Annotated in this window: 24 protein-coding genes, 1 rRNA gene and 1 pseudogene; 15 read left to right on the plus strand and 11 right to left on the minus strand. The window is 72.7% G+C overall.

Translation table 11 applies throughout. The features are described from left to right. Nucleotides 1–99 precede the first annotated feature (99 nt). Nucleotides 100–522: an RICIN domain-containing protein gene (locus tag DRB96_RS44610; RefSeq protein ID WP_239516382.1), complete on the plus strand. Its 423-nt coding sequence runs from the start codon at nt 100–102 to the stop codon at nt 520–522. Nucleotides 523–666: 144 nt separating this feature from the next. Here the strand turns inward: DRB96_RS44610 and DRB96_RS15500 are convergent, their stop codons facing one another. From DRB96_RS15500 to DRB96_RS15530, 7 genes are all read right to left on the minus strand, one after another. Beyond that, nucleotides 667–1,896, minus strand: a complete 1,230-nt coding sequence (locus tag DRB96_RS15500) for an alpha-L-fucosidase (RefSeq protein WP_112448997.1) — start codon at nt 1,894–1,896, stop codon at nt 667–669. Nucleotides 1,897–1,927: 31 nt separating this feature from the next. Then, nucleotides 1,928–2,905 (minus strand): hydroxyacid dehydrogenase, encoded by a 978-nt coding sequence (locus DRB96_RS15505; RefSeq protein WP_112453445.1) that lies wholly within the window; start codon nt 2,903–2,905, stop codon nt 1,928–1,930. Between the two features lie 74 nt (nt 2,906–2,979). Next, complete coding sequence (locus DRB96_RS15510) at nt 2,980–3,750, minus strand: carbohydrate ABC transporter permease (RefSeq protein ID WP_239516882.1); 771 nt, start codon at nt 3,748–3,750, stop codon at nt 2,980–2,982. Nucleotides 3,751–3,974: 224 nt separating this feature from the next. Then, the gene (locus DRB96_RS15515; RefSeq protein WP_239516381.1) at nt 3,975–4,910 is read right to left on the minus strand and encodes a sugar ABC transporter permease; all 936 of its coding nucleotides are present in this window, start codon (nt 4,908–4,910) and stop codon (nt 3,975–3,977) included. Between the two features lie 108 nt (nt 4,911–5,018). After that, nucleotides 5,019–6,341 (minus strand): extracellular solute-binding protein, encoded by a 1,323-nt coding sequence (locus DRB96_RS15520; RefSeq protein WP_112448999.1) that lies wholly within the window; start codon nt 6,339–6,341, stop codon nt 5,019–5,021. Between the two features lie 115 nt (nt 6,342–6,456). Further along, nucleotides 6,457–7,611: a substrate-binding domain-containing protein gene (locus DRB96_RS15525; protein WP_162689073.1), complete on the minus strand. Its 1,155-nt coding sequence runs from the start codon at nt 7,609–7,611 to the stop codon at nt 6,457–6,459. A gap of 120 nt (nt 7,612–7,731) precedes the next feature. Further along, nucleotides 7,732–8,481 carry a ribonuclease H gene (locus DRB96_RS15530; RefSeq protein WP_112449001.1) on the minus strand — a complete coding sequence of 250 codons (750 nt, stop codon included), beginning with the start codon at nt 8,479–8,481 and terminating at the stop codon, nt 7,732–7,734. 147 nt (nt 8,482–8,628) lie between these two features. Here DRB96_RS15530 and DRB96_RS15535 point away from each other — a divergent pair, with 147 nt between their 5' ends. Next, entirely contained in the window at nt 8,629–9,063 is a 435-nt protein-coding gene (locus DRB96_RS15535; protein WP_112449002.1) for an MmpS family transport accessory protein, read from the plus strand. 97 nt (nt 9,064–9,160) lie between these two features. On the opposite strand, the gene DRB96_RS15540 is transcribed toward DRB96_RS15535, so the two are convergent. Further along, nucleotides 9,161–10,810: a D-alanyl-D-alanine carboxypeptidase gene (locus DRB96_RS15540; RefSeq protein ID WP_239516154.1), complete on the minus strand. Its 1,650-nt coding sequence runs from the start codon at nt 10,808–10,810 to the stop codon at nt 9,161–9,163. A gap of 352 nt (nt 10,811–11,162) precedes the next feature. Here DRB96_RS15540 and DRB96_RS15545 point away from each other — a divergent pair, with 352 nt between their 5' ends. The 3 genes from DRB96_RS15545 (at nt 11,163) to DRB96_RS15555 (ending at nt 13,555) form a co-directional block, all read left to right on the plus strand. After that, nucleotides 11,163–11,852: an N-acetylmuramoyl-L-alanine amidase gene (locus tag DRB96_RS15545; RefSeq protein ID WP_239516155.1), complete on the plus strand. Its 690-nt coding sequence runs from the start codon at nt 11,163–11,165 to the stop codon at nt 11,850–11,852. Nucleotides 11,853–11,911: 59 nt separating this feature from the next. Beyond that, nucleotides 11,912–12,709 (plus strand): hypothetical protein, encoded by a 798-nt coding sequence (locus DRB96_RS15550; RefSeq protein WP_112449003.1) that lies wholly within the window; start codon nt 11,912–11,914, stop codon nt 12,707–12,709. A 96-nt stretch (nt 12,710–12,805) separates the two neighbouring features. Next, a complete protein-coding gene (locus DRB96_RS15555; RefSeq protein WP_112449004.1) occupies nt 12,806–13,555 on the plus strand; it encodes a hypothetical protein in 750 nt (249 codons plus the stop codon). Between the two features lie 53 nt (nt 13,556–13,608). Here DRB96_RS15555 and DRB96_RS15560 read toward each other — a convergent pair whose 3' ends face one another. Continuing rightward, nucleotides 13,609–15,330: a chloride channel protein gene (locus tag DRB96_RS15560; RefSeq protein ID WP_112449005.1), complete on the minus strand. Its 1,722-nt coding sequence runs from the start codon at nt 15,328–15,330 to the stop codon at nt 13,609–13,611. A gap of 593 nt (nt 15,331–15,923) precedes the next feature. Between DRB96_RS15560 and rrf the strand changes: the two genes are divergently transcribed. The 3 genes and pseudogenes from rrf (at nt 15,924) to DRB96_RS15575 (ending at nt 18,801) form a co-directional block, all read left to right on the plus strand. After that, a 5S ribosomal RNA gene (gene rrf, locus DRB96_RS15565) occupies nt 15,924–16,040 on the plus strand. Between the two features lie 106 nt (nt 16,041–16,146). Then, nucleotides 16,147–17,598: pseudogene (locus tag DRB96_RS42975) on the plus strand (hypothetical protein); the annotation flags it as partial. 351 nt (nt 17,599–17,949) lie between these two features. Beyond that, nucleotides 17,950–18,801: a tetratricopeptide repeat protein gene (locus DRB96_RS15575; protein WP_204358034.1), complete on the plus strand. Its 852-nt coding sequence runs from the start codon at nt 17,950–17,952 to the stop codon at nt 18,799–18,801. Between the two features lie 75 nt (nt 18,802–18,876). Here the strand turns inward: DRB96_RS15575 and DRB96_RS15580 are convergent, their stop codons facing one another. Beyond that, complete coding sequence (locus DRB96_RS15580; protein WP_204357736.1) at nt 18,877–20,148, minus strand: DUF1015 domain-containing protein; 1,272 nt, start codon at nt 20,146–20,148, stop codon at nt 18,877–18,879. Between the two features lie 116 nt (nt 20,149–20,264). Here DRB96_RS15580 and DRB96_RS15585 point away from each other — a divergent pair, with 116 nt between their 5' ends. The 4 genes from DRB96_RS15585 (at nt 20,265) to DRB96_RS15600 (ending at nt 24,485) form a co-directional block, all read left to right on the plus strand. Continuing rightward, on the plus strand, nt 20,265–21,347 hold the full coding sequence (locus DRB96_RS15585) for an HAD-IIA family hydrolase (RefSeq protein ID WP_112449006.1): 1,083 nt from the start codon (nt 20,265–20,267) through the stop codon (nt 21,345–21,347). Nucleotides 21,348–21,487: 140 nt separating this feature from the next. Further along, on the plus strand, nt 21,488–22,534 hold the full coding sequence (locus DRB96_RS15590; RefSeq protein ID WP_204357737.1) for an iron chelate uptake ABC transporter family permease subunit: 1,047 nt from the start codon (nt 21,488–21,490) through the stop codon (nt 22,532–22,534). 71 nt (nt 22,535–22,605) lie between these two features. After that, a complete protein-coding gene (locus DRB96_RS15595; RefSeq protein ID WP_239516896.1) occupies nt 22,606–23,625 on the plus strand; it encodes an iron chelate uptake ABC transporter family permease subunit in 1,020 nt (339 codons plus the stop codon). Further along, nucleotides 23,622–24,485, plus strand: a complete 864-nt coding sequence (locus DRB96_RS15600) for an ABC transporter ATP-binding protein (RefSeq protein ID WP_204357738.1) — start codon at nt 23,622–23,624, stop codon at nt 24,483–24,485. The genes DRB96_RS15595 and DRB96_RS15600 overlap by 4 nt, the downstream gene beginning before the upstream one ends. A gap of 53 nt (nt 24,486–24,538) precedes the next feature. On the opposite strand, the gene DRB96_RS15605 is transcribed toward DRB96_RS15600, so the two are convergent. Then, the gene (locus tag DRB96_RS15605; RefSeq protein ID WP_112453451.1) at nt 24,539–24,886 is read right to left on the minus strand and encodes a sterol-binding protein; all 348 of its coding nucleotides are present in this window, start codon (nt 24,884–24,886) and stop codon (nt 24,539–24,541) included. Nucleotides 24,887–24,951: 65 nt separating this feature from the next. Here DRB96_RS15605 and DRB96_RS15610 point away from each other — a divergent pair, with 65 nt between their 5' ends. Genes DRB96_RS15610 through DRB96_RS15620 form a run of 3 tightly spaced genes read left to right on the plus strand, consistent with a single transcriptional unit; the run spans nt 24,952 to nt 26,982 of the window. Next, on the plus strand, nt 24,952–25,209 hold the full coding sequence (locus DRB96_RS15610; protein ID WP_112449010.1) for a hypothetical protein: 258 nt from the start codon (nt 24,952–24,954) through the stop codon (nt 25,207–25,209). 7 nt (nt 25,210–25,216) lie between these two features. Then, nucleotides 25,217–26,032, plus strand: coding sequence for a TlyA family RNA methyltransferase (locus DRB96_RS15615; protein WP_112449011.1), 816 nt, complete (start codon nt 25,217–25,219; stop codon nt 26,030–26,032). A gap of 5 nt (nt 26,033–26,037) precedes the next feature. Continuing rightward, the gene (locus DRB96_RS15620; protein WP_112449012.1) at nt 26,038–26,982 is read left to right on the plus strand and encodes an NAD kinase; all 945 of its coding nucleotides are present in this window, start codon (nt 26,038–26,040) and stop codon (nt 26,980–26,982) included. Nucleotides 26,983–27,000: the final 18 nt, after the last annotated feature.

Raw genomic sequence — 27,000 nt, forward strand, 5'->3', positions numbered from 1 at the left:
AGGACCTGACCGGGCCGGCTGTCCGGGTCGGGGCGCTACATCCGCGTGTACGCCACCCAGCGCGGCACGACGTACGGCAACTCCCTGTACGAATTCGAGGTGTACGGCGGGCAGTTGAGCGGGACCCGGACCCTCCTCAGCGCCGGGAAGGCGCTCGACGACCCGGCGGGCTCGACCGCCCCCGGTACCCAGCTGATCACCTGGACACCGCACGGCGGCCCCAACCAGCAGTGGCGGCTCACCCTCAACACCGACGGCAGCTACACCCTGGCCAATGGCTCGTCCAGCCTCTGCGCGGACGTGGCGGGCGGCTCCACCGCCCCGGGCGCTGCCGTGGTCCAGGCCGCGTGCGGCGGCGGTGACAGCCAGCGCTGGCTGATCGCGGCGCTGGGCTCGGGCGACCACTCGGTGACCAACAAGAAGAGCGGCCTGCTCCTGACCACGGCATCGGCCGCAGAGGGCGCCCCGGCCACCCAACAACCCGACACGGCCTCGCCCTACCAACGCTGGCAGATCGCCTGACCCCCGCCACCCCCTCCCGGGACCGGCCGGCTGAACCGGTTCGGATTGGGGGCGGCCGAGCCGGCCGGCCGAGCCGGCTTCTTCTCCTGGGCCATGCGCATCGCGGACCTGGGCGCCGGTCACAGCACTAGTGCGGCGTCCGGCTCAGGTGGCGCCGGACGCCGTCGCCGAGTGCAGGCGGGCGCCCGGGCCGGTCAGGCGGATGCGCAGCTCCCGTACGGTCACGGGGTCGATCCGGTGGACGCGGCGGACTCCGACCGTGTGGCCGGATGCGATCAGCCGTCCGTCCGCCCACACCTCGTGGCCTTCGACGTGCTGCCCCCGGGTGAGGTCCTCTCGCAGTTCGAGGTGGTCGGCGCGGACGGGCGGGTCGAAGACCGCCGAGACCTCCGTCCCGTCGGGCGTGGGCACGGCCGTGAGCGCGGCCTCGCGCGGATCGCCCAGGCGTCGTGCCAGTTCGGTGGTGAACTCGAGGAGCCGGGACCGGTCCGCGTCGTCGATGAGCCCGCGCCGGTCGGGCGGGACGCCCAGCAGCAGGCCCGCGCCCAGGCCCACCGAGGAGTACCAGATCTCCAGCAGGTCCTCGCGGCTCTTGAGGGTGTCGCGGTCGTCCGGCTGCCAGAACCAGTTCGCGCGGACGGGTACGTCGCATTCGGGCGGCAGGTAGCGGGCCGCTCCGAGCTCGGCCGGCCGGTCGTCGTAGAGGCTGATGCCCGTGGAGTCGGTGACGTAGTGGCAGGGGTCGGTGGCGAGGCCGTCCTCGTTGCCGATCCAGCGGATCGTCGGGAGGCCCATGTTGAAGACCATGGCGTCGGGCTGGTGCCGCTCGACCACGGCCATGACGGCCTCCCAGTCGTACGTGCGGCCCTCGGAGCCCGCGCCGTCGAACCACAGCTCGTACAACGGTCCGTAGCGGGTGCAGAGTTCGGTGAGCTGGCGGAGGTAGAAGGCGTCGTAGGCGCCGGCGTCCCCGTAGCAGTCCGCGTTGCGGTCCCAGGGCGAGAGGTAGAGCCCGAGGCCGAGGCCCGCCTCCCCGCAGGCCTCGGCCAGTTCGGCGACCACGTCGCCCGCTCCGTCCTTCCAGGGTGCGCAGGCCACGGAGTAGGCGGTGGTGTCGGTCGGCCAGAGGCAGAAGCCGTCGTGGTGCTTGGCGGTCAGCACGACGTACTTCGCTCCGGCCTCGACGGCGGTACGCGCCCACTGGCGCGCGTCGAGCTCCGCGGGGTCGAAGGTGGCCGGGTCCAGGGCGCCGTCGCTCCATTCGGCGCCGTTGAAGGTGTTGATGCCGAAGTGCAGGAAGAGGCCGAACCCGGCCTGCTGCCAGGCGAGTTGCCCGGGCGTGGGGATGAGTAGGTCGATGGGGTCGGGCGTCATGGGGGCGCTTTCCTGGGGCGGCGGCGGGCGTTCAGGCCGAGTGGGCGAGGCTCGCCGGGTGGACGGCGTGGGCGAAGGGGAGTCCCCGGGCGTACCGCTCCAGTTCCTCGGCCGCGCACGTCGCGAGCCGGCCCAGTTCGTTGCCGAGGGAGCCGGCTATGTGCGGGGTGAGCAGCACGTTGGGCAGGTCGTACAGCGGGGAACCCGCGGGCAGTACGTCGGGGTGGGTGACGTCGAGCACGGCGTGCAGGCGGCCGGAGAGCAGTTCCGCCGTGAGCGCGTCCGTGTCGACGAGCGATCCGCGCGCGGTGTTGACGAGGGTCGCGCCGTCGCGCATCAGCGCGAGGCGTCCGGCGTCGAGCAGGTGGCGGGTCTCGGGGGTCTGCGGGGCGTGGACGCTGACCACGTCGGCGCGGGCCATCAGCTCGTCCAGGCCCACCGGTTCGACCCCCAGGGCCTTGGCTTCGCCCGGTTCCAGGTACGGGTCGTGGACCAGCACGTGGGCGTCGTAGGAGCGCAGGAGTTCGATGACGCGGCGGCCGATGCGCGAGGCACCGACGATGCCGATGGTCCTGCGGTAGTTGCCGATCCCGGGGTACAGGGCGAGGGGGTTCAGCTGGCTGCGCGCCTCGCGGTAGGCCCGCGCGGTGGTGAGGACCCGCTTGTTGGCGAAGACGATCGCGGCGACGGTGAACTCGGCCACGGGCCGGGCGTTGGCCTCGGCCGCGCTGGTGACGGACAGTCCGCGCCGCCAGGCGGCCTCCGTCATCATCCCCTTCACGGTGCCGGCGGTGTGCACCACCGCCCGCAGGGCCGGCAGGAGTTCGAGCGCCCGCTCGCTGAGGGGCGGGCAGCCCCAGCCGGTGAGGAGGACCTCCGTGTCGCGCAGCCGCGCGGGGTCGGCCGCGGAGAAGTCGGTCACGAGGAGTGCGGGGTCGAGGCGGGCGGTGGCGCCGAGGCGGGCCAGGATCGGCCCGTCCAGCAGGGCCGTCTTGGTCTCGTGGTCCATGGCGAGGACGGTGCGGGGCTTGCGGAGGTGCGTACGGCCTGCCGTTTCACGGCCGCCGGCCGGTTCGGGACTGGTCATTTCACTGCTCCCGCCGAGAGGCCCGAGCGCCAGAACCGCTGCAGGCCGATGAAGGCGATGGCGAGCGGGATGACGGTCACCAGGGATCCGGTGATCGCGAGCGAGTACAGCTCCGGGTTCTGGACGACGAGTTGGTTCCAGTTGTAGATGCCGAGCACCGCCGGGTACAGGTGGTGGTCGTTGAGCATGACCAGCGGGCCGAAGAAGTTGTTCCAGCTGGCGGTGAAGGAGAAGAGGAAGAGGGTCATGAAGCCGGGCAGGAGCATCGGCAGCGAGATCGAGCGGAAGACGCGGATCTCGCTCGCCCCGTCGATGCGGGCGGCCTCCAGGACCTCGCCGGGTACGTAGCCTTCGGAGAAGACCCGGGCCAGGTAGACGCCGAAGGGGTTCACGAGCGACGGGACGAGGATCGCCCAGTAGGTGTTGACGATGCCGACCTCGGAGGCGAGCAGGTACTGCGGGAGCGTGATGACGACGCCGGGTACGAGCGTGCCGATCAGGATCAGGCCGAAGAGGGCGCCCTTGCCGCGGAACTCGTACTTGTCGAAGCAGTAGCCGGCGGCGACGCTGATCAGCGAGGACGCGAGCGATCCGACGACCGAGTAGAGGACGCTGTTGAGCAGCCAGCGCCCGAAGATGCCGTCGTCGTAGGTGAACACGGCTTCGAGGTTGTCGAAGAGGTGGAACGCGCCGAAGCTGAAGCCGGCCGTCCCGAAGAGGTCCGCGTGGTTCTTGGTGGCCGCGATCAGCAGCCAGGTCAGCGGCATGAGGGTGTAGAGGACCGCCACCAGGAGCACGCCGTTGACCGCGACCTTGGAGGCCGTTCCCCCGCGCTGGCGCCTCTTGTCGCGCGGCCGGCTCCGCCGGTCTTCGGGGCCGGGTCCGGCCTTGCGCTCCGCCGGGGTGCCCGCGCCGGCGGCGCCGAGCGCGGTGGCGGCTCCGGGGCCGGGAGGGGCGTCCGCGGACGACGCCGAAGGGACCGTCCGTGTGCTCATGCCGAACCGCCTCGCTTTCCGATCCGGGTGACGACGTAGGAGAGGGTGCCCGCGACGAGGGCCATCAGGAGGGAGGCGGAGGAGGCGAGACCGTAGTCGTGCCGCTCGAACGCCGCCTTGTAGATGAACATCATCGGAGACCAGTCCGAGCCCATCGAGCCGGCCCGCTGGGAGAGGAGCATCGGCTCGCTGAAGATCTGGACGACGCCGACGCAGGTGAACAGGAGGGTGAGGAAGACCGCGGAGCGGATCATCGGCAGCTTGATCCGGAGGGCGACGCGCACTCCTCCCGCGCCGTCCATGACGGCGGCCTCGATGACCTCGCGGGGCACGGCCTGCAGGGCGGCGAAGAAGATGATCATGTTGTAGCCGATCCACTGCCAGGCCGCGACGTTCACCAGGGAAGGCAGGACGCTCCCCTCGGCGAAGAAGTCCCAGTGCCCGCCGGCCGCATCGATCCACTCCAGGACCGGACTCAGGCCGGGGGTGTAGAGGTAGATCCAGATGACCGCCGCGATCAGCCCGGGCACCGCGTGCGGCATGAAGACGGCGAACTGCACGAGGCGCTTGGCCTTGGCCGCCGCCGAGTCGACCAGCAGGGCCAGGGCGAGCGCGGTGCCGATCATCACGGGGATGTAGAGGGCGCAGTACGCGGCCACGTGCAGGAACGAGGACGTGAAACCGTGATCGCTCAGCGCCTTCGTGTAGTTCCCGAGCCCGCTGAAGACCCGTTCGGTGCCGCCGAAGCCGAGACCGGAGGAGCGCTCCGAGAAGAAGCTCATCCACGCCGCGTAACCGACGGGCAGGATCAGGACGGCGGCGAAGAGCAGGAAGAACGGGGCGAGGAAGACCACCACGGCCTTGCCCTGGCCGGGCCTGTGCGCGGCTCGACGCTCGGCGCCGCGCGCGGAACGAGTGAGTGGTGCTGCCACCTTGGGCTCCTTGGTGGTGCGCTGCGGAAGGACGGATGGGCGGAGGAACGCAGGGGAAGCGGAAGGGGCGGGCGGGGCCGGCCCGACCGGGCCGGCCCCGACGGCTCCCTACTTCGCGAGGTTGAGACCCCGGCCCTTGATGGCCTCCTCGGCGGCCTTCTGGCCTGCCGCGAGTCCCTCGGTCAGGCTGCCCTTCTGCCCGGCGTCCTGGATGGCGGTGTTGGTCGCGGTCTGCACGGGGCCCCAGACCCAGCCCGGGACGATGGTGTCGACCTGGGCACCGGCGATCTTGTAGACGTCGTCACCGCCGAAGAAGCCCTTGTCGTCGAAGGCCGCGGCGGCGATCGTGCGCAGTTCGGGGCTGGCGGGCAGGCTGCTGCTCGGCGATTTCAGGCTGCTGAGGCGGGCCTTGACGCCTTCGGGGCTGATGGCCGCCCACGCGGCGAACTCGGCGGCCTCCTTGACGTGCTTGCTGCCCTTGGTGACGGCGTAGCTGGTGCCGCCGAACATGCCGGTCGCCGGGGTGCCCCAGTTCGGCAGCGGGGCGACGCCCCACTTGCCCGAGTCCTTGGCGAGGGCGGTCATCGTGCCGCCGGCGCTCCAGGAGGCGCCGATGAAGCTGGCCATGACCCCGTCGGCCTTGGCCTTGGCGAACTCCGGGCCGTTGATCTTCAGGTTCATCACCAGGTCGTCCTTGACCAGGCCCTGCCAGTACGACGCCACCTTCTGCGAGGGCGCGTCGTTGATGGCGACCTTCCACCCGTCGCCCTCGGTGCCGTACCACTTGGCGCCGGCCTGCCAGGAGAGCGCGGCCAGCAGCGGCGCGTCGTCGTTGCCCCACCCGCCGATGCGCACGTTCTTGTCGGCGGCCTTGATCTTCTCGGCGGCCGCCTTGTACTCGTCCCAGGTCTTGGGGACTTCGACGCCCGCGTTCTGGAAGAGGTCCTTGCGGTAGTAGAGGAGGTTCGGCGTCGCGTCGTACGGCACGGCCCAGGTCTTGCCGCCGAGCGTCACCCGCTCCTGGACGCCTTGGGGGAACTTCGCCTTCACGGTGGCGCCGGCCTGGGAGCTGATGTCCTCCAGGAAGCCCTGGCTGACGAACTCCGGGAGGGTCGGGTACTCGATGCCCGCGACGTCGGGGGCGTTCCCGGCCTTGATCGCGTTGCTGATCTTGGCGTATCCGTCCGGTCCGCCGGTGATGGCCGAGAAGGTGACCTTGATGTCCGGGTGGGACGCGTTGAACGCGTCCACCACCTGCTGGGCACCGCCGGTCCAGCCCCAATAGGTCAGGTTGACCGGCTCCTTGGGGGATCCGGCCTTGGGGCCTTCGCCCTTGGACGCGGCGCCCCCGCTCCCACCGCAGGCGGTGGCGAACAGGGCCAGTGAGAGGGTGGCGAGGGCGACGCGGGAGGTACGGGAAGTGAGCTTCACTGCTCTGCTCCTCAGATGCGAGCCGTCGATGCGGCGAGGTGATGCACATCATTCGGCCAGACAAGAAGCGAGTCAATAGAAAAGCAAAGCTTGAGAAAGAAAAGCGAAGTAACGGTTAAGTTTCGCTGGACGCGCGGACCCGCAGCTCGGGGAGGATGGCGATCCGACGCCGGGGCCGGCCGGGCTCCCGCAGCCTGCGGACGAGCAACTCCACTCCCGTGACCCCCACTTCGTGCTTCGACGGCGCCACCGCGCTCAGCGGCAGATCCGCGAGCGAAGCCACCTCGTCGTCGTAGGAGACCAGGGCCACGTCGCCCGGCACGGACAGCGAGGCGCTCCGCAGCCGCTGGGACAGCACCACGGCCTCGTGGTCGGGATGGACCAGCGCGGCGTCGATCCGGCCGGCCCGCACCCCCTCGATGAACGCGTCCACCGCCCGCTCGTAGGCGGCCTCGCCGGCGTCGTGCTCGGCGAGGTCGAGGAAGAGCGCGTGTCCGGACACCTCGGGGCCCGCCTCGGCCACCGCCGCGTCGTACCCCTCCTTGATCCAGGGCGCGGTGGGGGTTCCGCCGCGCATCACCAGGGCGATCCGGCGCCGCCCGGCGTCCAGGAGGTGGCGTACCGCCAGCCTGGCGCCGTAGCCGTGGTCCGTACCCACGTGCTCGCAGGCGGAGGCGTGCCGCTCGGGGCGCCGCTCCACGAGCACGACGGGCACCCCCAGCTCCTCGTACCACGGGGCGCCGGGGCCGCCCTCGGCTCCGACAGCAGAGGGGGCGGAGGGAACAGAGGGGGCGGACGGGGCGGACGGGGCGAGCAGCAGGCCGTCGGCACCGTCCGCGACCATCCGCGCGGCCTGCGCCTTCTCGGTGTCCACGTCGTACGTGGACACCGCGAGGGTGAGCCGCACGCCGAGGGCGTCGGCCGCCTCCCGGGCCCCCTTGATCACCTCGGGGTAGTAGTAGGCCGAGGACGGCACGATCAGCCCGAGCGTCAGCGGCCGCCCGCCGGTCGCCGCCGCGCGCACGCGGCCGGCCTCGGCGGCGGGCGCGGGGGCTGCGGGCGCCGTGGCGGGCGCGGTCTCGGCCCAGTCCTCCGGCAGCATCGCGCCGCCGTGCACCCGGGCCAGCAGCCCGCGCTCCGCGAGGACTTCGACGTCCTTGCGGACCGTCACCACGGAGACGCCCAGCTCCCCCGCGAACTCCGTGACGCGCATCGATCCCGCTTCGCGGACCCGTCGCAGGATCGCCTGCTGTCGTTCCTCAGCGTGCACGGTGGAGCTCCCCTCGACTGCGTCCCTGGTCGAGGTCAGCGTAGCGCGCGAAAGCCGAAACTTACGTTTTCTTTCGAACGAAAGGATTACATAGGGTGCGGTGGCGCGCGGCCAGCCCGGTCACCCGGCCGCGGCGTCGGCGGTGTCGGGGGTCTCGCAGCCCGGATGGCCCCAGCGGGAACCGAGCTTGGTGATCTTCTCCCCGGCCGGGTACGGCTTGCCGCACGGGCACGTCCCGGGGAACTTCGCCTTGATGGTCACGCTCCCCCGCCCGGACCCCGCCTTGCGGGCGGACGCGGTGCCGCTCGCGGCGGCGCCCACAGCGCCGCCCGCCGCGCGACGGGCGGGCGCGCTGCGGGCCGGAGTGGCCCGGGCCGGCACGGGGACGGGCATGGACGCCTGCCCCAGTGCGGTGCCGGCCGGTTCCTGGCTGACGGCCGCGTCACTGGCCTCCTGGTCGGCGATCGCGTTCAGGTGGTCGCCGTCCTCGCGGTGCGCGGGCACGTACCGGAACTCCACGTCGCGGTCCGCCAGCAGCTCGTCGATGCTCTCCACGAGCTCCCGGTTCGCCACCGGCTTCCCGGCCGCCGTCTTCCAGCCGTTGCGCTTCCAGGCGGGGAGCCACTGCGTCACGGCCTTCATGGCGTACTGGGAGTCCATCCGCACCTGCACGGCCGTGCCGGGGGCCACCGCCTCCAGCAGCCTCTGCAGCGCGGTCAGTTCACCCACGTTGTTGGTGGCCCGTCCGAGCGGTCCGGCCTCCCAGCGCTCGGGGTGCCCGTGGACGTCGGCGATGACCCATGCCCATGCGGCCGGCCCGGGATTTCCCTTGGCCGCCCCGTCACAGGCGGCGATGATGCGATCAGACATCCCCCGATCATGCCTCACCGCGGCGGCCCCGCCGCACTCCCGGCACCTTCTGCACCGCGGGCCGCAAGGCCCGTCACCTGCGGGTCCTTCGGCCTTCTCGCATGATCGCAATTGACTTTACGGATTCTTTAATCTTAGCCTCCGCATATGAACCGATTCCTCCACTCCACCTTCTGCGTCCTGGCCGCCGCCGGCCTGACCCTCGGCGTCGCCGGCTGTTCCGAAGGCGCGAAGGACAAGGCCGTGGACCGGGCCGTGAACCAGGTCGACAAGGCCGTGGGCGAGACGTACGAGGTCACCTACGAGGTGACCGGCAAGAGCGTCGACTCGATCTCCTTCCACGACGGAGGCGGTACGGCCACGGCCCCGAACCTCGTCACGGAGGACAAGCCGGCCCTCCCGTGGAAGAAGACGGTCACCCTGCGCGGCATCATGCCCGCCGCCGTCTCGCCCCTCTCGGTCGACGGCGCCGCCGACCTGGTCTGCAAGGTCGTCCACCAGGGCAAGGTCATCAAGGAGGCCGCCGGCGAAGCCGCCATGGCGGGCGGCTGCGTCGCCGTCTCGCCGGTCGCCGGCCGGTAGGTCCGATCGCCCGGCCGGGCCCGCGGCTCAGACCCCGGTCCGGGCTCAGACCCCGGTCCGGTCCCTGGTCAGGGTCCCGGCCGGGGTCCGCTGCTTCTTACCCGAGGCGCGTGAGCTTCGCGCCGAAGGACGGTGCGGACAGGTCCGTCCCCAGCGCCACCGGGACCTTCGGCGCGCCGGGTCCGGTGCCGATGGTCAGCACGCCGATCTCGGTGCCGGCCCGCCCCTCGTGCGGGACGCCCTTCTCACCGACCGCCACGCTCAGTTCCAGCTGCTGCCCCGGCACGGCGACGGCAGCGGCGTCCTGGGTGGCCACCACCGGCGTGCGGGTCCCGAGCCCGTCGTCGACGTAGCCGAGGACCTGTCCCTTCTTGACCACGGGGGCCGAGGTCAGGGCTTGGCGGACGGCCTCGATGACCTTCCTGCTGTTCTCCTTGACCAGGATCAGGCTGTTGGAGCCGTCGGGGTCGGGGCCGGTGACGTGCTGGTCGAGCATCGTGCCGAGGATCAGGGGGGTCTTGTCGCCCACCGTCTTGTACGCCGCCCACACCAGCGTGCCGCCGGCCGGCGTGCTGGACCCGGTCTTGATGCCCTTGATGCTCAGCGGGGACAGGAGCAGGCTGCCGTTGTTGTTGGTGAGCGGCTTCGCGAGGCCGGGGATGGTGGCGCTGGGCAGCTGGACGATCGCCCGGAAGGCGTCGAGCGCCATGACGGCTTCGGCGAGCTTCAGTTGGTCGACGGCGGTGCTCACGGTCTTGGCGTCCAGCCCGCTCGGGTCCGTGTAGGTGGTGGAGGTCATGCCGAGCGCCTGCGCCTCGGCGTTCATCTTCTCCACGAACGCGGCCTCGGAATCGCTGCCGGTGTGCCAACGGGCCAGCTGGCGCGCGATGTTGTTGCCCGAGGGGATCATCAGCATCTTGAGCATGTCCTGCTGGCTGAAGCGGGTTCCCACCGTCAGCCCCTCGACGCGCGATTCGCTCTCCGCGGTGCCGTCCGCCACCGCCTTCGCGTCGATCGCGATCTGCGGACCGGCCTCGTCCTTCTTCAGCGGGTGGCCCTTGAGGATCACGTACGCCGTCATCACCTTGGCCACGCTGGCCGTCGGCACGGGCTTCTGCTCTCCGAAGGTCCCCACGTCGCCGGCGCCGCCGACGCGCACCGCGGCCTGGCCCTTCTCGGGCCAGGGCACGTCGAAGCGGCCGTCGAGGGTGAAGACGGACGGGGCGTCCCCCTGGGCCAGCACGGTCGGGGGCACCGGCCGCAGCACCTGGACGGCGGCGAGTACGACGCCGAGGAGGAGGAAGAGCGGCACCCAGATCCGGACGCGGCGGGCCGCCGTCCGGCTCGGCGTCTCGGGCGGCGGCGGGGTGTTGGTGAGCTGCGCGAGCAGGTCGAGCGGGGGCAGCGGCTGTTCGGCCGTGCCCCCGGGCGCGGCCGCGGGCGCGGGCACCGGCGGTACGGGCGTCCGCGGTACGGGCACCAGGGGTACGGGCGCCGGCACCGGCGGGACCTCGTCCAAGGCCTTGAGCGCGATGAACCTGCTGGTGGTCTCACTGTCCGACGCGGGCGCGGGCACGGGCTTCGCCTTCGGCTCCGGCTCCAACTCGGGCTCCGGCTCCGGCTCCGGCTCCGAGGCGGACACGGGGGCCGGGGTCACCGCGTCGGCCGCATCCGGCTCGCCCGCCTCGGCCACTTCAGGCACCTCGGCAGCCTCGGCCGCTTCGCCCGCCTCAGGCGCATCGGCCACACCAGGCGCCTCCGGCGCCCCTGCCGCCGGTCCGGTCGGCTCGACGGTCTCGGGTACCGCTCCTTCCGCATCCGGTTCCCGTTCCGCCGCGTCGGGCGTCCCGCCCTCCACCGGTACCGCAGTCATGCCGTACACCGCCTTGCTCGTGCCGTTCTGGATCAAGCGCCAGTCTCGGCGTCCCATGTGCGCGAGCGGTGTGCGCCAGATGACCAATTCGTCACAGCACGAAGCGCATGCACTGTCATCAAACGATCATCTGGCGATCAAATCTTCATCATGAAGGCCATGAAGACTCGCTTCCTCTCGTACGAGGCACCTTTGCGAGGCACCGTCAGGAAGCTCGATACCGCTCATGAACCACCGGAAGCCCGACCTCCCGGCCCCCGGCCGGCGCCGCCTGCTGGCCGGTGGCGGAGCACTGTTCCTCACCGCGACGGCCGGCGCCCTCCTGGCCGCCCGGCCCGGCGATCCCGGCCCGCCGGCCGACGACCGCGACGGCAAGGGACCGTCCGAGGCCTCCCGCCCCGCCTCCCCCGCCTCCGGATGGATGCCGGGGGTGGCCAGGAAGCCGTTGGAGCGCAACTACCTCGTCGGCGAGCGCGATGCGCAGCGCGGGCTCGTCCTCCACGTGCAGGAGGGTGAAGGCTCCTTGTACGAGCGGTTCGCCGCCCCCGGGATCAAGGCCTCCGCCCACTTCTGGGTCTCGCGCGACGGGGAGACGGAACAGTACGTGTCCGTCCTCGACCGCGCCTGGGCGCAGGTCGACGGCAACGGCGCGTGGACCTCCGTCGAGACCTCCGGCTTCGCCACCCGCGCGCTCACCGAGGCCCAGGTCGACGCGGTCGCCCGCATCTACGCCTGGGGCGCCGGCGCGCACGGCTGGCCGCCCGCGGTCAGCGAGCGCCCGGACCAGCCGGGCCTGGGCACCCACTCGATGGGCGGCGCCCCGTGGGGCGGGCACGCCTGCCCCGGCTCCCTCCGGGCCGGCCAGCGCACCGAGATCATCCGCAGGATGCGGGAACACGTTCCCGCCGCCGGATAGTGACCAGTCCGTGATCCTCACGTCTTCAACCCGGCGGCGCTGATCACTAGGGTTCGAACGTGTCCGAAGGAAATGAGATACCCGCAGGTCAGAACGGTCCGGACGAGGACGAATGGCATGCCTTCGTCCAGGCGCACGCCGCGAGTGCGCCCGCCCCCGGACCGCTCCCGCCCAAGCGGAGGTGGCCCCGCGGCGCCCTGGCCGTCCTGCTGCTGGCGGGACTGGCCTTCGTCGCCCTGAAGTTCATCGGCTCGCCGTTCGACGCCGGTGTGACCGCGCCGACTTCGACAGAGGCGGAAGGGCGAGCGGGCGCGAAATCGGCCGCGCCCTCCTCCCCGACCGGCGATCGGCCGATGATCCCCCTGTCCGAGGCGTTCCCGGCGCAGGTTTCGGACGGTGCGGGCGGCACCTTCACCAAGGTCGGCGCGGTCGTGCTGAAGTCCTGCACCGAGCCCGACTCGGTCGGACCGGCCCTCGCGGCCGCCCTCGACGACAGCCGGGGCTGCGTCGGCGAGCAGGTCGCCCTGTACAAGGACGCGCGCGACAACCAGTACAACCTGGCCCTGTTCACGCTGCGGGACCCGGAGGACGCCGTACGCCTGGTGACCCGGCTGGGGATGGCCTTCGACGACTACCAGGTGGGCGCGCAGGCCCCGCCGCGCGGTTCCGGCCTGCGGGTTCTCCCGCCCGACAGCGGGATGGTGCAGTCCTTCACGAGCCAGGGCCGGGTCATGGCGGTCGGGCTCGGCCAGTGGTCCGACGGCCGGGTCGGCGACTACCAGAAGCTGGTCGACTCGCTGGCCCCGCTACTCAAGGAGGTCTCGGACCGGGCGGCCCGCTACGAGACCGCAGGCTGACGGCCGCCGTCTTCCCCCGCCCGCCGGGCTGCGGGATCCTTGCGACGGACGGCCACGGACGGCCACTGACGGCGTCGGACGAGCGGGGGACCGGGCATGGGCACGGAGGAGCACAGGACACACCGTCGCCACACCCCCCGTTCCTGGCTGGTCAACCGGCGGTTCCGGCACTGGCAGCGGCCGGACTCCCTGTCCGGGTCGCGGGCCCAGCGGCAGATCGACTACCTGGCCCGGAAGCTGGGCTCCCGGCATCCGGACACCCTTCGGGCCCGGGAGCACTTGGCGCTCTGGCTCTTCCGGGAGGGCTCCCCCGCCGACGCCCTGGTCCTCACCGAGGCGGAGGTGGACGACCGCACCGCGGAGTTCGGACCGGGGCACCCCGGCACCCTGCGGGCGCGCCGGAGCCTCGTCCGGTACCGCCGTGAGACCGGTGACCTGCCCGGAGCGATCGCCGACGCGCGGCTCCTGTTGGAGGACACGACCCGCTTCCTGGGCGCCGACGACCGGGAGACGCACGGGCAGCGGCGGAGCCTCGCCGAACTCCTGGGCGAGAGCGGGGAGACGGCCGGCCGGATCGAGCGGCTGAGGGCCCTGCTCGCCGAGGAGGAGGCCCTCGGTCCGGCCTGGAAAGGGGAGGTCCGGTACACGCGGAGCACGCTGGCCAGGGCACTGGAGGAGAACGGCGACATCGCCGAGGCCCTCGCCCTCGTGGAAAAGGAGGTCGAGGCCGAGCGGGGGAAGGTCTACGGCGTCGACGAGAACCTCACCGAAGCCCCGCTCCGCCTCCTGGTCGCCTGGCGCGACCGCCTCGCCGACCGCGATCGCCGCGGCGGGCCCGCACGCTGACCAGCCGTCAGGTCCGAGAACCGGGACCCGGGACCCGGCAAGCCGAACACCCGTCAGGCCGGAGGGTGCAGGGCGGCCAGCGCCGAGCGGTGGGTGATCCAGCCCAGGAGGTGGTGGCCGCCCTCGTCGAGAACCGGGAGGCCGTCGCCGTCGCTCGCCGCGAGCAGCGGCAGGGCCTCCTCCAGGGACTGGCCGGCGAGCAGGGCGGGCGGGCGGTCCCGTACCGTCTCGATGGGCTCGCCCTCGGGCCGGCCCTCGTGCAGGGCCCGGGAGAGGGCGAGGGCGCCGACCGAGCCCTCGTAGCGGCCGTTCCCGTCGACGACGGGCAGGCGTCCGGCGCCCACCTCGATCATCGCCGTGACCGCCGCGCGCAGGCCGGTGCCGGGTGCCAGCTCGGCCGGCGGCGGTCCCATCGCGGTCCGGACCTCGACGGCGGCCGGACCGGTCAGGTCGAGGTCGACCCCGCGGCGCCGGAGTTTGGTCGTGTAGACGGTGTCGCGGCTGAGGACGTGGCTGACGCCGGTGGCGATGGCGACGGCGGCCATCAGCGGCAGGATGATGCCGTACTCGCCGGTCAGCTCGTAGATGATGACGACGGCGGTGATCGGCGCGCGGGCCGAACCGGCGAAGACCGCGCCCATGCCGATCACGGCGTAGGTCGTGGCGGAGCCGGTCAGCCCCGGTACGGCGTGGTCCAGGGTCTGGCCGAAGGCGCTGCCGAGCATCGAGCCGACGAAGAGGCTGGGCGCGAAGACCCCGCCCGAGCCGCCGATGCCGATGGTGACGCTGCAGGCGATGATCTTGCCGACGAGCAGTACCAGCAGGAATCCGACCGCGTACCCGCCCACCGCGGCCTTGCCGAGGACCGGGTAGCCGACCCCGTACATCTCGGGCAGCGCGAGCAGGATCGCGCCCAGCAGGATGCCGCCGGCCGCGGGGCGCAGCCATTCCGGGCCGCGCCACACCGCGTCGCAGATGTCCTCCACCCCGTAGAGCACCTTGGTGAAGACCACGCCGACGATCCCGGCGAGCGCGCCGAGCAGCACGTACAGGGCGTACGAGGCCAGGTGTTCCACGCCGAGCGGCGCGAGGTCCAGGAACCGTTCGTCGCCGAGGACCGAGCGGCCGATCACGGCGGCGGTGACCGAGGAGACGGCCACGAAGGCGAAGCCCCGGGCCGTGAAGTCGCGCAGGATCAGCTCCATCGCGAAGAACACGCCGGCCAGGGGGGCGTTGAAGGTCGCGGCGATGCCGCCGGCCGCGCCGCAGGCGACCAGCAGCCGGACCCGGTCCTCGCCCATGCGCAGGATCGATCCGGCGGTGGACCCGAGGGCGGACCCGATCTGCACGATGGGGCCCTCGCGGCCCACCGAGCCGCCGCCGCCGATGCACAGCGCGGACGCGACCGACTTCACCACGGCGACCCGGGCCGGGATGCGGCCGCCTGTACGTGCGACCGCGTACATGACCTCGGGTACGCCGTGGCCGCGCGCCTCCTTGGCGTAGCGGTAGACGAGGGGCCCGTAGATCGCGCCGGCGACGACGGGCGCGAGCAGGACGAAGTACGGTCCGAGCCAGGGCACGTACGGGTTGTCGGCGTGGCCGGCCGAGGAGTAGTCGTCGTGTCCGGACAGCACGAGGGTGACGACCTCGATGAGCCAGCGGAAGGCCACCGCACCCAGCCCGGCCCCCGCGCCGACCAGCAGTGCCGGCAGCAGCATGCCGGCTTCGGCCCTGCGCAGGCCGGCCCGCAGCCCCTCGTCCGCGAACGGCATGTCCACTCCTCGCGACCGGCGCTGCCTCGATCGCGCCTCCCGGCCCCTGACCACGATCCCCCGAACCACCCATCCAACGGCCCGGCTCCCACCGGGGCCTGGAGGCGGGCCGCCGGTACACCCGTCCGGCGGAGCGGGGGCCGGGCGAACGGCTCGCGCAGGGTGTGCGGGGCGCCGCGGAGCCTGGCCGAAGGCCGACCTCCGGGGGCGGCCGCTCCCGTACAGTCCGTGCTGCCAGTCCGTGCCGCCGCCGATCCGGGGTGGGGCGGGAGCACGCGCCGCAGCGGACGAACAGGGGAACACCGATGGCCGTCGAAGCCGGTGCCGTACGCCTCCTCCCGCCGGTCCCCGAGCTGGACCCGTCCGTGGTGCAGGGGTGGAGCGCGGGGGGAAGGCTCCCAGTAGACGACTGGGTTGATAGGCCAGATGTGGAAGCCCGGTAACGGGTGGAGCTGACTGGTACTAATAGGCCGAGGGCTTGTCCTCAGTTGCTCGCGTCCACTGTGTTAGTTCTGAAGCAACGAACCGTTGCTGGTTTCTAGAGCTAGAACATAACTACAAAGTGTGCTTGTTCGCTCGAAACCGATTAGGGTTTCGGTGGTCATAGCGTTAGGGAAACGCCCGGTTACATTCCGAACCCGGAAGCTAAGCCTTTCAGCGCCGATGGTACTGCAGGGGGGACCCTGTGGGAGAGTAGGACACCGCCGAACAATTTTTCAAAGGACCTCTGGTCCAGCGTTCAACGCTGGAGCAGGGGTCCTTTTTGTTTTTCCAGATCTTTACGCCGAAGCGCGGCCATGGGTTGGTTGCGCGAGAATGACTAGCGGTACCCCGAAGACAGGAGTCACACCCATGTCCAACTCTCCCGACGATCGTCCGGAGCGCGAGCCTCGGCGCAACGACGGCGGTGACAGGGGCGGCTACCGCGGGGGCCGTGACGACCGTGGCGGCGACCGTCCGCCGTTCCGTCGTGATGACCGTGGTGACCGGCCGACCGGTGGCGGCGGCGCCGGCGGCGGTTTCCGCCGTGACGACCGTGGCGGCCGTCCGACCGGCGCCGGTGCCGGCGGCGGCGGCTTCCGTGGTCGTGACGACCGCGGTGGCGACCGTCCCTCGTACCCGCGCCGTGACGACGACCGCGGTGGCCGTCCTTCGGGTGGTGGCGGCGGCGACCGTCCCTCCTTCCCGCGTCGCGATGACCGTGGCGGCGACCGTCCGTCCGGTGGTGGCTTCCGCGGCAACGACCGCGGTGACCGCCCCTCGGGTGGTGGCTTCCGTGGGAACGACCGTGGCGACCGTCCCACTGGTGGTGGCTTCCGCGGCAACGACCGCGGTGACCGCCCCTCGGGTGGTGGCTTCCGTGGGAACGACCGTGGCGACCGTCCCACTGGTGGTGGCTTCCGCGGCAACGACCGTGGCGACCGTCCGTCCTTCCCGCGTCGTGACGACCGTCCCTCCGGCGACCGTCCGAGCTACCCCCGTCGTGATGACGACCGCGGTGGCCGTCCTTCGGGTGGCGGCGGCGACCGTCCCTCCTTCCCGCGCCGTGACGACCGTGGCGGCGACCGCCCCACCGGTGGTGGCTTCCGTGGGAACGACCGCGGCGACCGTCCCACTGGTGGTGGCTTCCGCGGCAACGACCGTGGCGACCGTCCGTCCTTCCCGCGTCGCGATGACCGTCCCTCCGGCGACCGTCCGAGCTACCCCCGTCGTGATGACGACCGCGGTGGGTTCCGCGGCGGCCGTGACGACCGTGGCGGCGACCGTCCGTCCTACCCGCGTCGTGACGACCGTCCCTCCGGCGACCGTCCGACCGGTGGTGGCTTCCGTGGGAACGACCGCGGCGACCGTCCCACTGGTGGTGGCTTCCGCGGCAACGACCGTGGCGACCGCCCCTCGTACCCGCGCCGTGACGACGACCGCGGTGGCCGTCCCTCGGGTGGCGGCGGCGACCGTCCCTCCTTCCCGCGCCGTGACGACCGTGGCGGCGACCGCCCCACCGGTGGTGGCTTCCGCGGGAACGACCGTGGCGACCGTCCGAGCTACCCCCGTCGTGATGACGACCGCGGTGGGTTCCGCGGCGGTCGCGACGACCGTGGCGGCGACCGTCCGTCCTACCCGCGTCGTGACGACCGTCCCTCCGGCGACCGTCCCACCGGCGGCGGCTTCCGTGGCAACGACCGTGGCGACCGCCCCACCGGTGGTGGCTTCCGCGGCAACGACCGCGGCGACCGCCCCTCGTACCCGCGCCGTGACGACGACCGCGGTGGGGACCGTCCGTCCTACCCGCGTCGTGACGACCGCCCCTCCGGCGACCGTCCCTCCGGCGACCGTCCGACCGGTGGTGGCTTCCGCGGGAACGACCGTGGCGACCGTCCGAGCTACCCCCGTCGTGATGACGACCGCGGTGGGTTCCGCGGCGGTCGCGACGACCGTGGCGGCGACCGTCCGTCCTACCCGCGTCGCGATGACCGCGGCGGCGACCGCGGCGGTTTCCGCGGCCGTGACGACCGTGGTGGCGACCGTGACTTCCGCGCGGACCGGGACCCGGTCAAGCGGCTTCCGATCGACGACGACGTCACCGGCTTCGAGATCGACTCCGACGTTCGCCAGGAGCTGCTGAGCCTGCCGAAGGGTCTGGCCGAGGAAGTCTCCAAGAACCTGGTCATGGTGGCCCGGCTGATCGACGAGGACCCGGAGCAGGCGTACGCGTACTCGCGCATCGCCCTGCGTCTGGCCTCCCGTGTCGCCGCCGTGCGCGAGGCCGCCGGCTTCGCCGCGTACGCCACGCAGAAGTACGCCGAGGCGATCGCGGAGTTCCGCGCCGCCAAGCGGATGACCGGTTCGGTCGAGCTGTGGCCCGTCATCGCCGACTGCGAGCGCGGCCTCGGCCGTCCGGAGCGGGCGCTGGCCATGGCCGGCGAGCCCGAGGTGCAGAAGCTGGACAAGGCCGGCCAGGTCGAGATGCGTCTGGTCGCCGCCGGTGCCCGGCGCGACATGGACCAGCTCGACGCGGCCATCGTGACCCTGCAGAGCCCGGAGCTGGCCTCCAGCTCCGTGCAGCCGTGGACCGCGCGCCTGCGGTACGCCTACGCGGACGCCCTGCTGGCGGCCGGCCGTGAGGACGAGGCGCGCGAGTGGTTCGCCAAGACCCTCGAGGCCGACAAGGACGGGGCCACGGACGCCTCCGACCGGCTCGCCGAGCTGGACGGTGTCGAGTTCGTCGACGCCTCCGCCGACGACGAGGCCGAAGTCGAGGAAGACCTCGACATCGACGAGGACGACGAGGACTCGGACGACCCCGAGGTCCGCGCGGCGGAGCGTGCCACCGACCAGGCCGAGTACTACGACGAGGACGACGACGAGTACGAGGGCGACGCCGATGCCGACGCCACCGACGAGATCGTCGTCCTGGACGAGGACGAGGACGAGGACGACCGCGATGAGGACCAGGCCCGCGACAAGGCCTGAGTGAACTGAGAAGGGCGGTACCCCACCGGGGGTACCGCCCTTTTTCGTATCCACAGGTACGGCCGGCCGGCCCCGTCAGTCCAGGCTGCGCAGGACCAGGCCGGTGGCCGGTTTCGGACCGAAGGAGGTGGACTTGCGGGGCATCGTCACGCCCTGGCGGGCCAACTCGCGGACGATCGCCTCCCGTACGGGATGCAGCAGGACGGCCGTGCCGCCGTTGCGCTCGGCCATCTCGACGGTGGCCTCGGTGTCGTGGATGTACGTGATCTGGTCGGGGGTGTCGGGGATGTCCCAGAGGGTGTCCAGCAGGGTCGCGTGGAGCACGGTGGCGTCCAGCCGGCGCCAGGCCTCCGGGCGGTCGTGGCGGACCGTGCGCTCGATGAGTGCCGGGTCGGGATCGGTGACCAGGTGGAAGGTGCCGTCGCCGGCCAGGAGGAAGGCGTTGCCTCGCTCGGCGGCGTCGTCCAGGGCCTCCATCGCCAGCGGCAGCGGGCCGTCGACCGCGCGGACCCGGAAGTGGCCGTTCAGGGAGGCCAGGGCCTCAGCGAGCGGCAGGCGGCGGAGCATCCGGTGGATGGCGCGGACCTGGAGCGGATAGCGGGCCGTGTCCACGAGCAGGACCAGGCCGAAATCCCATGCGGTGGGGGAGCCGTGCTCCTCCTGGAGGTGCAGGTACGTCGCCCAGCGGTGGTGCCCGTCGGCGATCAGGGCCTGGCGCCGGCCCAGGTCGGCGGTGATCGCCGCCAGGTCGGCGGGGTCGGTGACGGCCCACAGCCGGTGCCGGAAGCCGTCCTCCGTGGTGGTGGCGAACAGCGGGGCGCTCCGCGAGGTGCGCTCGACGACCGACGCCGCGCCCGCCGCCGGATCGTCGCCGAGGTAGGTGAGGAGGAGCGGCTCGAGGTTGGCCGAGGTGGCCCGCATCAGGCCGGCCCGGTCGGTGACCACGTGGGGCATGACGTCCTCGTGGGGCAGGACGATGCCGGCGTCGGCGGCGGACAGGGCGAGGGCGCCGATGATGCCGCGCTGCAGCAGACCGCCCTTGCGCTGCTCGTAGACGTAGAGCGCGGGCTCCGGGTCGGCGCTGAGGATGCCCTCGGCGAGCCAGTCGCGCAGGGTGTGCGCCGCCTGCAGGTTGCGCGCGTCGGGGGTGTCGGCCTGCGGAAGGATCAGGCGGACGATGTTGTGCGGGTCGGCGGACTCGAGGTGGTTGAGTCCGTCGGGGCGCACGACCACGTCGTACGGCGGCGAGGTGACGGCGGCCAGGCTGCCGACACGCTCGGGGACATAGCGCAGGCCATGGAACGGGATCAGGCGCAGTCCGTGGTCCGCGGTGCCAGATGTGGTCATTGGTGAATCGTAAGACCCGTCTCGCGATGCGGGATGATCGGGGGGAGTACGGAAACCGGACAAGATCGATCCCCTCCCAGCCGCCGCTGGGAGGGGCCCCAGGAGGAGCGGACACCATGACCCGGCAGACCCGGCAGAGCAGGACCAGTCCCGCGGGCAGTGCGCGGAATCTGCACCAGGCGTACGACACGGCCCTGCTGGACCTCGACGGGGTGGTGTACGCGGGCGGCGAGGCCATCGCGCACGCCGTGGAGTCGCTCGCCGCGGCGCGGGCCGACGGGATGCACCTGGCGTACGTCACGAACAACGCGCTGCGCACCCCGGACGCGGTCGCGGAACACCTGGGTGAGCTGGGGATCCCCACGGAGGCGGCCGAGGTGATCACCTCCGCGCAGGCGGTGGCCCGCCTGATCGCCGAACAGGTGGAGCCGGGCTCCAAGGTGCTGGTGATCGGCGGCGAGGGGCTGCGGGTCGCGCTGCGCGAGCGCGGGCTGGTGCCGGTGGAGTCCGCCGAGGAGGAGGGGCTCGCGGCCGTGGTCCAGGGGTACGGCGGCCCCGACCTGCCGTGGGGGCGGTTCGCGGAGGCCTCGTACGCGATCAACCGCGGGGTGCCGTGGTACGCCTCGAACACCGACCTGACGATTCCGGGGGCGCGGGGGATCGCGCCGGGCAACGGGGCCGCGGTGGAGGTCGTACGGATCGCCACGGGCGCCGAACCGCAGGTGGCGGGCAAGCCGCTGCCCCCGATGCACCGCGAGACGGTGCTGCGGACCGGGGCGAAGCGGCCGCTGGTGGTCGGGGACCGGCTGGACACCGACATCGAGGGTGCCTTCAACGGGGAGGTGGACTCGCTGCTCGTGCTGACCGGGGTCACCGACGGGGCGCAACTGCTGCGGGCCGAGCCGAAGTACCGGCCGACGTACGTGGACCGGGACCTGCGGGGCATGCTGACGGGGCAGCCGGAGGTGGTGGCGGCCGACGGCGGCGGCTTCGGCTGCGGGCGCTGGACCGCGGTCGCGGTGGACGGCGTACTGGAGCTGCGCGGCGAGGACGTCAACGCGGACGGGGAGAGTGACGCGATCGACGGGGGCGACGCGATCGACGGGCTGCGGGCGCTGTGCGCGGCGGCCTGGACGCACGCCGGCGAGGGGTCGTGCGGGCTGGACGCGGGGAAGGCGCTGGCCAGGCTGGGGCTGTAAGGGCTGCCGGAGCCGGGGCGGAGGCCGCGCCGAGGGCCGCGCGGAGAGCCGCTTGGAGGGCCGCTCCGAGGGCCGCTCGGAGGTCGTTCGGGGGCCGAGCGGGGGCCGAGTGAGAGTCAGGGTAGGCTAACCTAACCTTCGTGTTGATCGAGATTCCCCCTGATCAGAGCGCGCCGTCGGCCGCCGCCCCCCGCCCGCGCCACGGCGCGAGAGCCGCCGGCCTGCTGGCCGCCTTCGGCGTGCTCGCGCTGATCGCGGTGGCGAGCATCGCCGTCGGCGCCAAGCAGATGCCCCTCCACGAGGTCTGGCACGGCCTGTTCCACTACTCGGGGACGGCCTCGGACGTCGTGGTGCGGGACCTGCGGGTCCCGCGCACCCTCCTCGGCGTGCTCGTCGGCCTCGGCCTCGGCCTGTCCGGCGCCGTGATGCAGGCGCTGACCCGCAACCCGCTGGCGGAGCCCGGCCTCCTCGGCGTCAACGCGGGGGCCGCGGCCGCCGTCGTATCGGCCATCAGCTTCTTCGGCGCCGACTCGCTGAGCGAGTTCGTGTGGTGGGCCTTCCTCGGCGCCGCCGTCGTCTCCGTCGTCGTGTACGTGCTCGGCGGCAGCCGCAGCGCCACCCCCGTGCGCCTCGCGCTCGCCGGTACGGCGGCCGGCGCGGCCCTCGTCGGCTACGTCAACGCCGTGCAGCTGATGGACAGCAAGGCACTGGACAAGCTCCGCTTCTGGACGGTCGGCTCGCTGGCCTCCGCCACCATGGAGACCGTCCAGCAGGTGGCGCCCTTCCTGGTGGTCGGGGCCGTGCTCGCGCTCACGCTGGGCCGGCCGCTCAACGCCATGGCGATGGGCGACGACACCGCGCGGGCGCTCGGCGCGAACCTGACGCGGACCCGGATCGGCGCGATGACCGCCATCACCCTGCTCTGCGGGGCCGCGACCGCCGCCTGCGGGCCGATCGCCTTCGTGGGCCTGATGATCCCGCACCTCGTACGGGTGTTCACCGGACCGGACATGCGCTGGGTGCTCGCGTACTCCGCCGTGCTCTCGCCCGTGCTGCTGCTCGGCGCCGACGTCATCGGCCGGGTCGTCACCCGGCCCGCCGAACTCCAGGTCGGCATCGTCACCGCCCTCATCGGCGGACCCGTCTTCATCCACCTCGTCCGGCGCAAGAGGATGGCCCAGCTGTGACAGTGACCGACGCACCCGTCGAGGCGCGCAGCGGCCGGACGGGCCGGACGGGCCGCACCGGGCCCCGGCCGCTGCACCTGCCGGGCGGGATCTCGCTGCGGGTGGAGCGGCGGGCGCTGGGCGTGGGCGCGCTCCTCCTGGTGCTCGCGCTGGCGACCGCCGTCCTGCTCATCGGGACCGGCGACTTCGACATCGCCCCCTGGGACGTCGTACAGACCCTGCTGGGCAACGGGACGCCCGCCCACGCGTTCATCATCAACGACCTGCGGCTGCCGCGGGTCGTGGTCGCCGTCCTGGTGGGCGCGGCCCTCGGCATGTCCGGCGCCGTCTTCCAGTCGGTCTCGCGCAATCCGCTCGGATCGCCGGACGTACTCGGCTTCGGCTACGGATCAGCCGTCGGCGCGGTGCTCGTCATCGTGCTCTTCCACGGCGGCGCCGGCGAGGTGGCCGTCGGGGCCCTGGTGGGCGGGCTGGCGGCCGGGATCGCCGTGTACCTGCTCGCGTACAAGCAGGGCATCCACGGCTACCGGCTGGTCCTCGTCGGCATCGGCACCTCCGCGATGCTGATCGCCGTCATCCAGTACCTGCTGACGAAGGCGCAGCTCGTCGAGGCCACCCGTGCGATGGTCTGGCTGACCGGCTCGCTGGCCGGCCGGGACTGGTCCCAGGTCTGGCCGCTGCTCGCGACCTGCGCGGTGCTGTTCCCGCTGGTCCTCGGCCAGAGCCGGGCGCTGCGGATGATCGAGATGGGCGACGACGCCGCGTACGCCGTCGGGGTGCGGGTGGAGCGGACCCGGCTGCTCCTGATGGTGGCGGCGATCCTGCTCACCACCGCGGCCGGCGCCGCGGCCGGGCCGATCAACTTCGTCGCGCTCGCCGCGCCGCAGCTCGCGCGCCGGCTGACCCGCTCGCCCGGGGCGAGCCTGCTGACCGGCGCGCTGATGGGCGCACTCCTGCTGCTGGTGTCCGACTGGGCCTCGCAACGGGCCTTCGGCGCCGACCAGCTGCCGGTGGGGGTGGTGACGGGCCTGGTCGGCGGCGTCTACCTGCTCTGGCTGCTCGTCACCGAGCGCAAGGCGGGCCGCATATGAGGGACCGGAGGACCATGGGCAACCAGAGGAGCAGGCAAGTGCAGCGGCTGACCGCGGAGAACGTGACCCTCGGCTACGACCGGCGGGTCATCGCCGAGAACCTGTCGGTGGAGGTCCCGGACAACTCCTTCACCGTGATCGTCGGGCCCAACGCCTGCGGCAAGTCCACCCTGCTGCGCGCCCTGTCGCGGATGCTGAAGCCCTCGCAGGGGCGGGTGCTGCTGGACGGGCAGGCCATCGGGTCGATGCCGGCGAAGAAGGTCGCCAAGACGCTGGGCCTGCTGCCGCAGTCCTCGATCGCACCCGACGGGATCACGGTCAGCGACCTGGTGTCGCGCGGCCGCTACCCGCACCAGGGGCTGCTGCGGCAGTGGTCGGAGCAGGACGAGCGGATCGTGAACGAGTCGATGGCCTCGACCGGGGTCGCCGAGCTCGCCGACCGGGCCGTGGACGAGCTCTCGGGCGGGCAGCGCCAGCGGGTGTGGATCGCGATGGCGCTGGCGCAGCAGACCCCGCTGCTGCTGCTGGACGAGCCGACGACCTACCTCGACATCCAGCACCAGCTCGACGTGCTGGACCTGTGCGCGGAGCTCCACGAGGAGCAGGGGCGGACGCTGGTCGCGGTGCTGCACGATCTGAACCACGCGGCCCGGTACGCGACCCACCTGATCGCGATGCGGGACGGGAGGGTCGTCACGGAGGGGCCGCCGGCGGAGGTGGTCACGGCGGAGCTGGTGGAGCGGGTGTTCGGGCTGCGGTGCCAGGTCATCGCCGACCCGGAGACGGGGACGCCGCTGGTGGTTCCCGCCGCGCGGGCGGCGCGGGCGGCCCGGGCGCGGGTGGTGGCTCACGCCGAGTAGCCGGTGCGGGACGTCTCCCGGGGCTGGGTTCGGCGGGCCGGAGGCGGCGATCGCTACAGGAGGCTTTTGAGCTTCAGGAGGTCGCGGAAGCCCGCCTCCAGGCGGATGCGGCCGCAGGCCCAGGCCTTGGCGAACTTGAGCTCGCCCGCCACCAGCGCGACCAGGTCGTCGCCGGTCATGGCGAGCCGGATCGCGGCCTTGGCGGGCGGCGGCCCCGGGGCCACCGCGTCCACCCGGATCCGGCCTCCGTCGAGGCGGCCCGCGAACGTCCGGTCCAGGTCGGTGATGTGGCAGCTCAGCGAGCGGTCGAGCGCGGTCGCACCGCGCACGTCGCCTTCGGCCCGCGCCAGGTTGTCGGAGAGTTGGTCGAGTGCCGCACGGCACTCCTCGATCGTAGCCATCGTGATCACGACCGTACCGCAGAGCCGTGCGTGGTCGCGGCGCGCTACGGGGTAGCGTCGGGGGCATGAGCGACGAAGTGCCCGACGCCCCGCAGGATCCGCCCGCGCCGCCCGCGGAGGCCGCGCCGGCCGCGCTGGGCGTCGTACGCACGGCCACCGGGCACGCCGGGGTGGACGCGGGGCTGGAGCGGCTGGCGGACGCGGACCACCTCCCGGCGGACGGACACCTCGAGGTGTACGAGGATGTGCACAGGGGGCTGCGCTCCGCGCTGACCGCGCTGGACGCGCCCACCGGCCCCCGTCGTGACGAAAACAGGAGCTGAACCGAACGTGGCAGGAGTGGCACGCCGCCGCCTGGACGCCGAACTGGTACGCCGCAGCATGGCCCGCTCGCGCGAGCACGCCGCGCAGCTGATCGCCGCCGGCCGGGTCACGGTGGGCGGCAGTACGGCGACGAAGGCGGCCACCCAGGTCGAGACCAGCGCGGCCCTCGTCGTGCTCAAGGACGACGACGACCCCGACTACGTCTCCCGGGGCGGCCACAAACTGGCGGGCGCCCTCGCGGCCTTCCAACCGCAGGGGCTGCTCGTCGAGGGCCGCCGGGCGCTGGACGCGGGCGCGTCGACCGGGGGCTTCACCGACGTGCTGCTGCGCGCGGGGGTCACCCACGTGATGGCCGTCGACGTCGGCTACGGGCAGCTCGCCTGGTCGCTGCAGAGCGACGACCGGGTCACCGTCAAGGACCGTACGAACGTGCGCGAGCTGACCGTCGAGCAGCTCGACGGGGTTCCCGTCGACCTGGTCGTCGGCGACCTGTCCTTCATCTCGATCGGCCTGGTGCTGCCGGCGCTCGTACGCTGCTGCGCGCCGGACGCGGACCTGGTGCTGATGGTCAAGCCGCAGTTCGAGGTGGGCAAGGACCGCCTCGGCAGCGGCGGCGTGGTGCGCAGTACGGAGCTGCGGGCGCAGGCCGTGCGGGACGTCGCGGCGCAGGCCTGGAAGCTGGGCCTGGGCGTGGTCGGGGTGACGGCGAGCCCGCTCCCGGGCCCCTCGGGCAACGTCGAGTATTTTCTGTGGCTGCGGGCGGGGGCACCGGCACTCGACCCGGCGGATGTTGACCGTGCAGTGGCGGAGGGGCCGCAATGAGCAGTATGTCGGGGGAATCGGCGCAGTCGGGGGAAGCGGCACCGTCGGGGGAGGCGGGGGCGCGGACCGTCTTCCTGCTCGCGCACACCGGGCGGCCGGCGGCCATCCGCAGCGCCGAGCTGGTCGTACAGGGGCTGCTGCGCAGCGGTCTGGGCGTACGGGTGCTGCGGCACGAGGCGGTGGACCTGCCGCTGCCGCCCGAGGTGGAGCTGGTGGCCGAGTGCACGCCGGAGGTGCTCGACGGGTGCGAGCTGCTGATCGTGCTGGGCGGTGACGGGACCCTGCTGCGCGGCGCGGAGTTCGCGCGGGGCTCGGGCGTGCCGATGCTCGGCGTCAACCTGGGCCGGGTGGGGTTCCTCGCGGAGGCCGAGCGGGACGATCTGGACAAGGTCGTGGACCGGGTCGTGACGCGGGAGTACGAGGTCGAGGAGCGGATGACCCTCGATGTGGTCGTGCGGACCAACGGTGACGTCCTGCACCGGGACTGGGCGCTGAACGAGGCGGCCGTCCAGAAGGTGTCCCCGGAGCGGATGCTCGAGGTGGTCCTGGAGATCGACGGGCGCCCGGTGTCCGGCTTCGGGTGTGACGGGATCGTCTGCGCGACGCCGACGGGCTCGACGGCGTACGCCTTCTCGGCCGGCGGGCCGGTGGTCTGGCCGGAGGTCGAGGCGCTGCTGATGGTGCCGATCAGCGCGCACGCGCTGTTCGCGAAGCCGCTGGTGACCTCGCCGGACTCGGTGCTGGCGGTGGAGGTGCAGACCGGGACCCCGCACGGGGTGCTGTGGTGCGACGGGCGCCGGACGGTGGAACTGCCCGCCGGGGCCCGGGTGGAGGTCCGGCGGGGGACGGTGCCGGTCCGGCTCGCGCGGCTGCACCACGCCTCGTTCACGGACCGGCTCGTCGCGAAGTTCGCGCTGCCGGTGTCCGGGTGGCGCGGGGCGCCGCACTAGGGCCGTGGAGCGGGAGGG

Origin of the sequence: Streptomyces sp. ICC1 (genome assembly GCF_003287935.1) — a bacterium.
Taxonomy (GTDB): domain Bacteria; phylum Actinomycetota; class Actinomycetes; order Streptomycetales; family Streptomycetaceae; genus Streptomyces; species Streptomyces tritrimontium.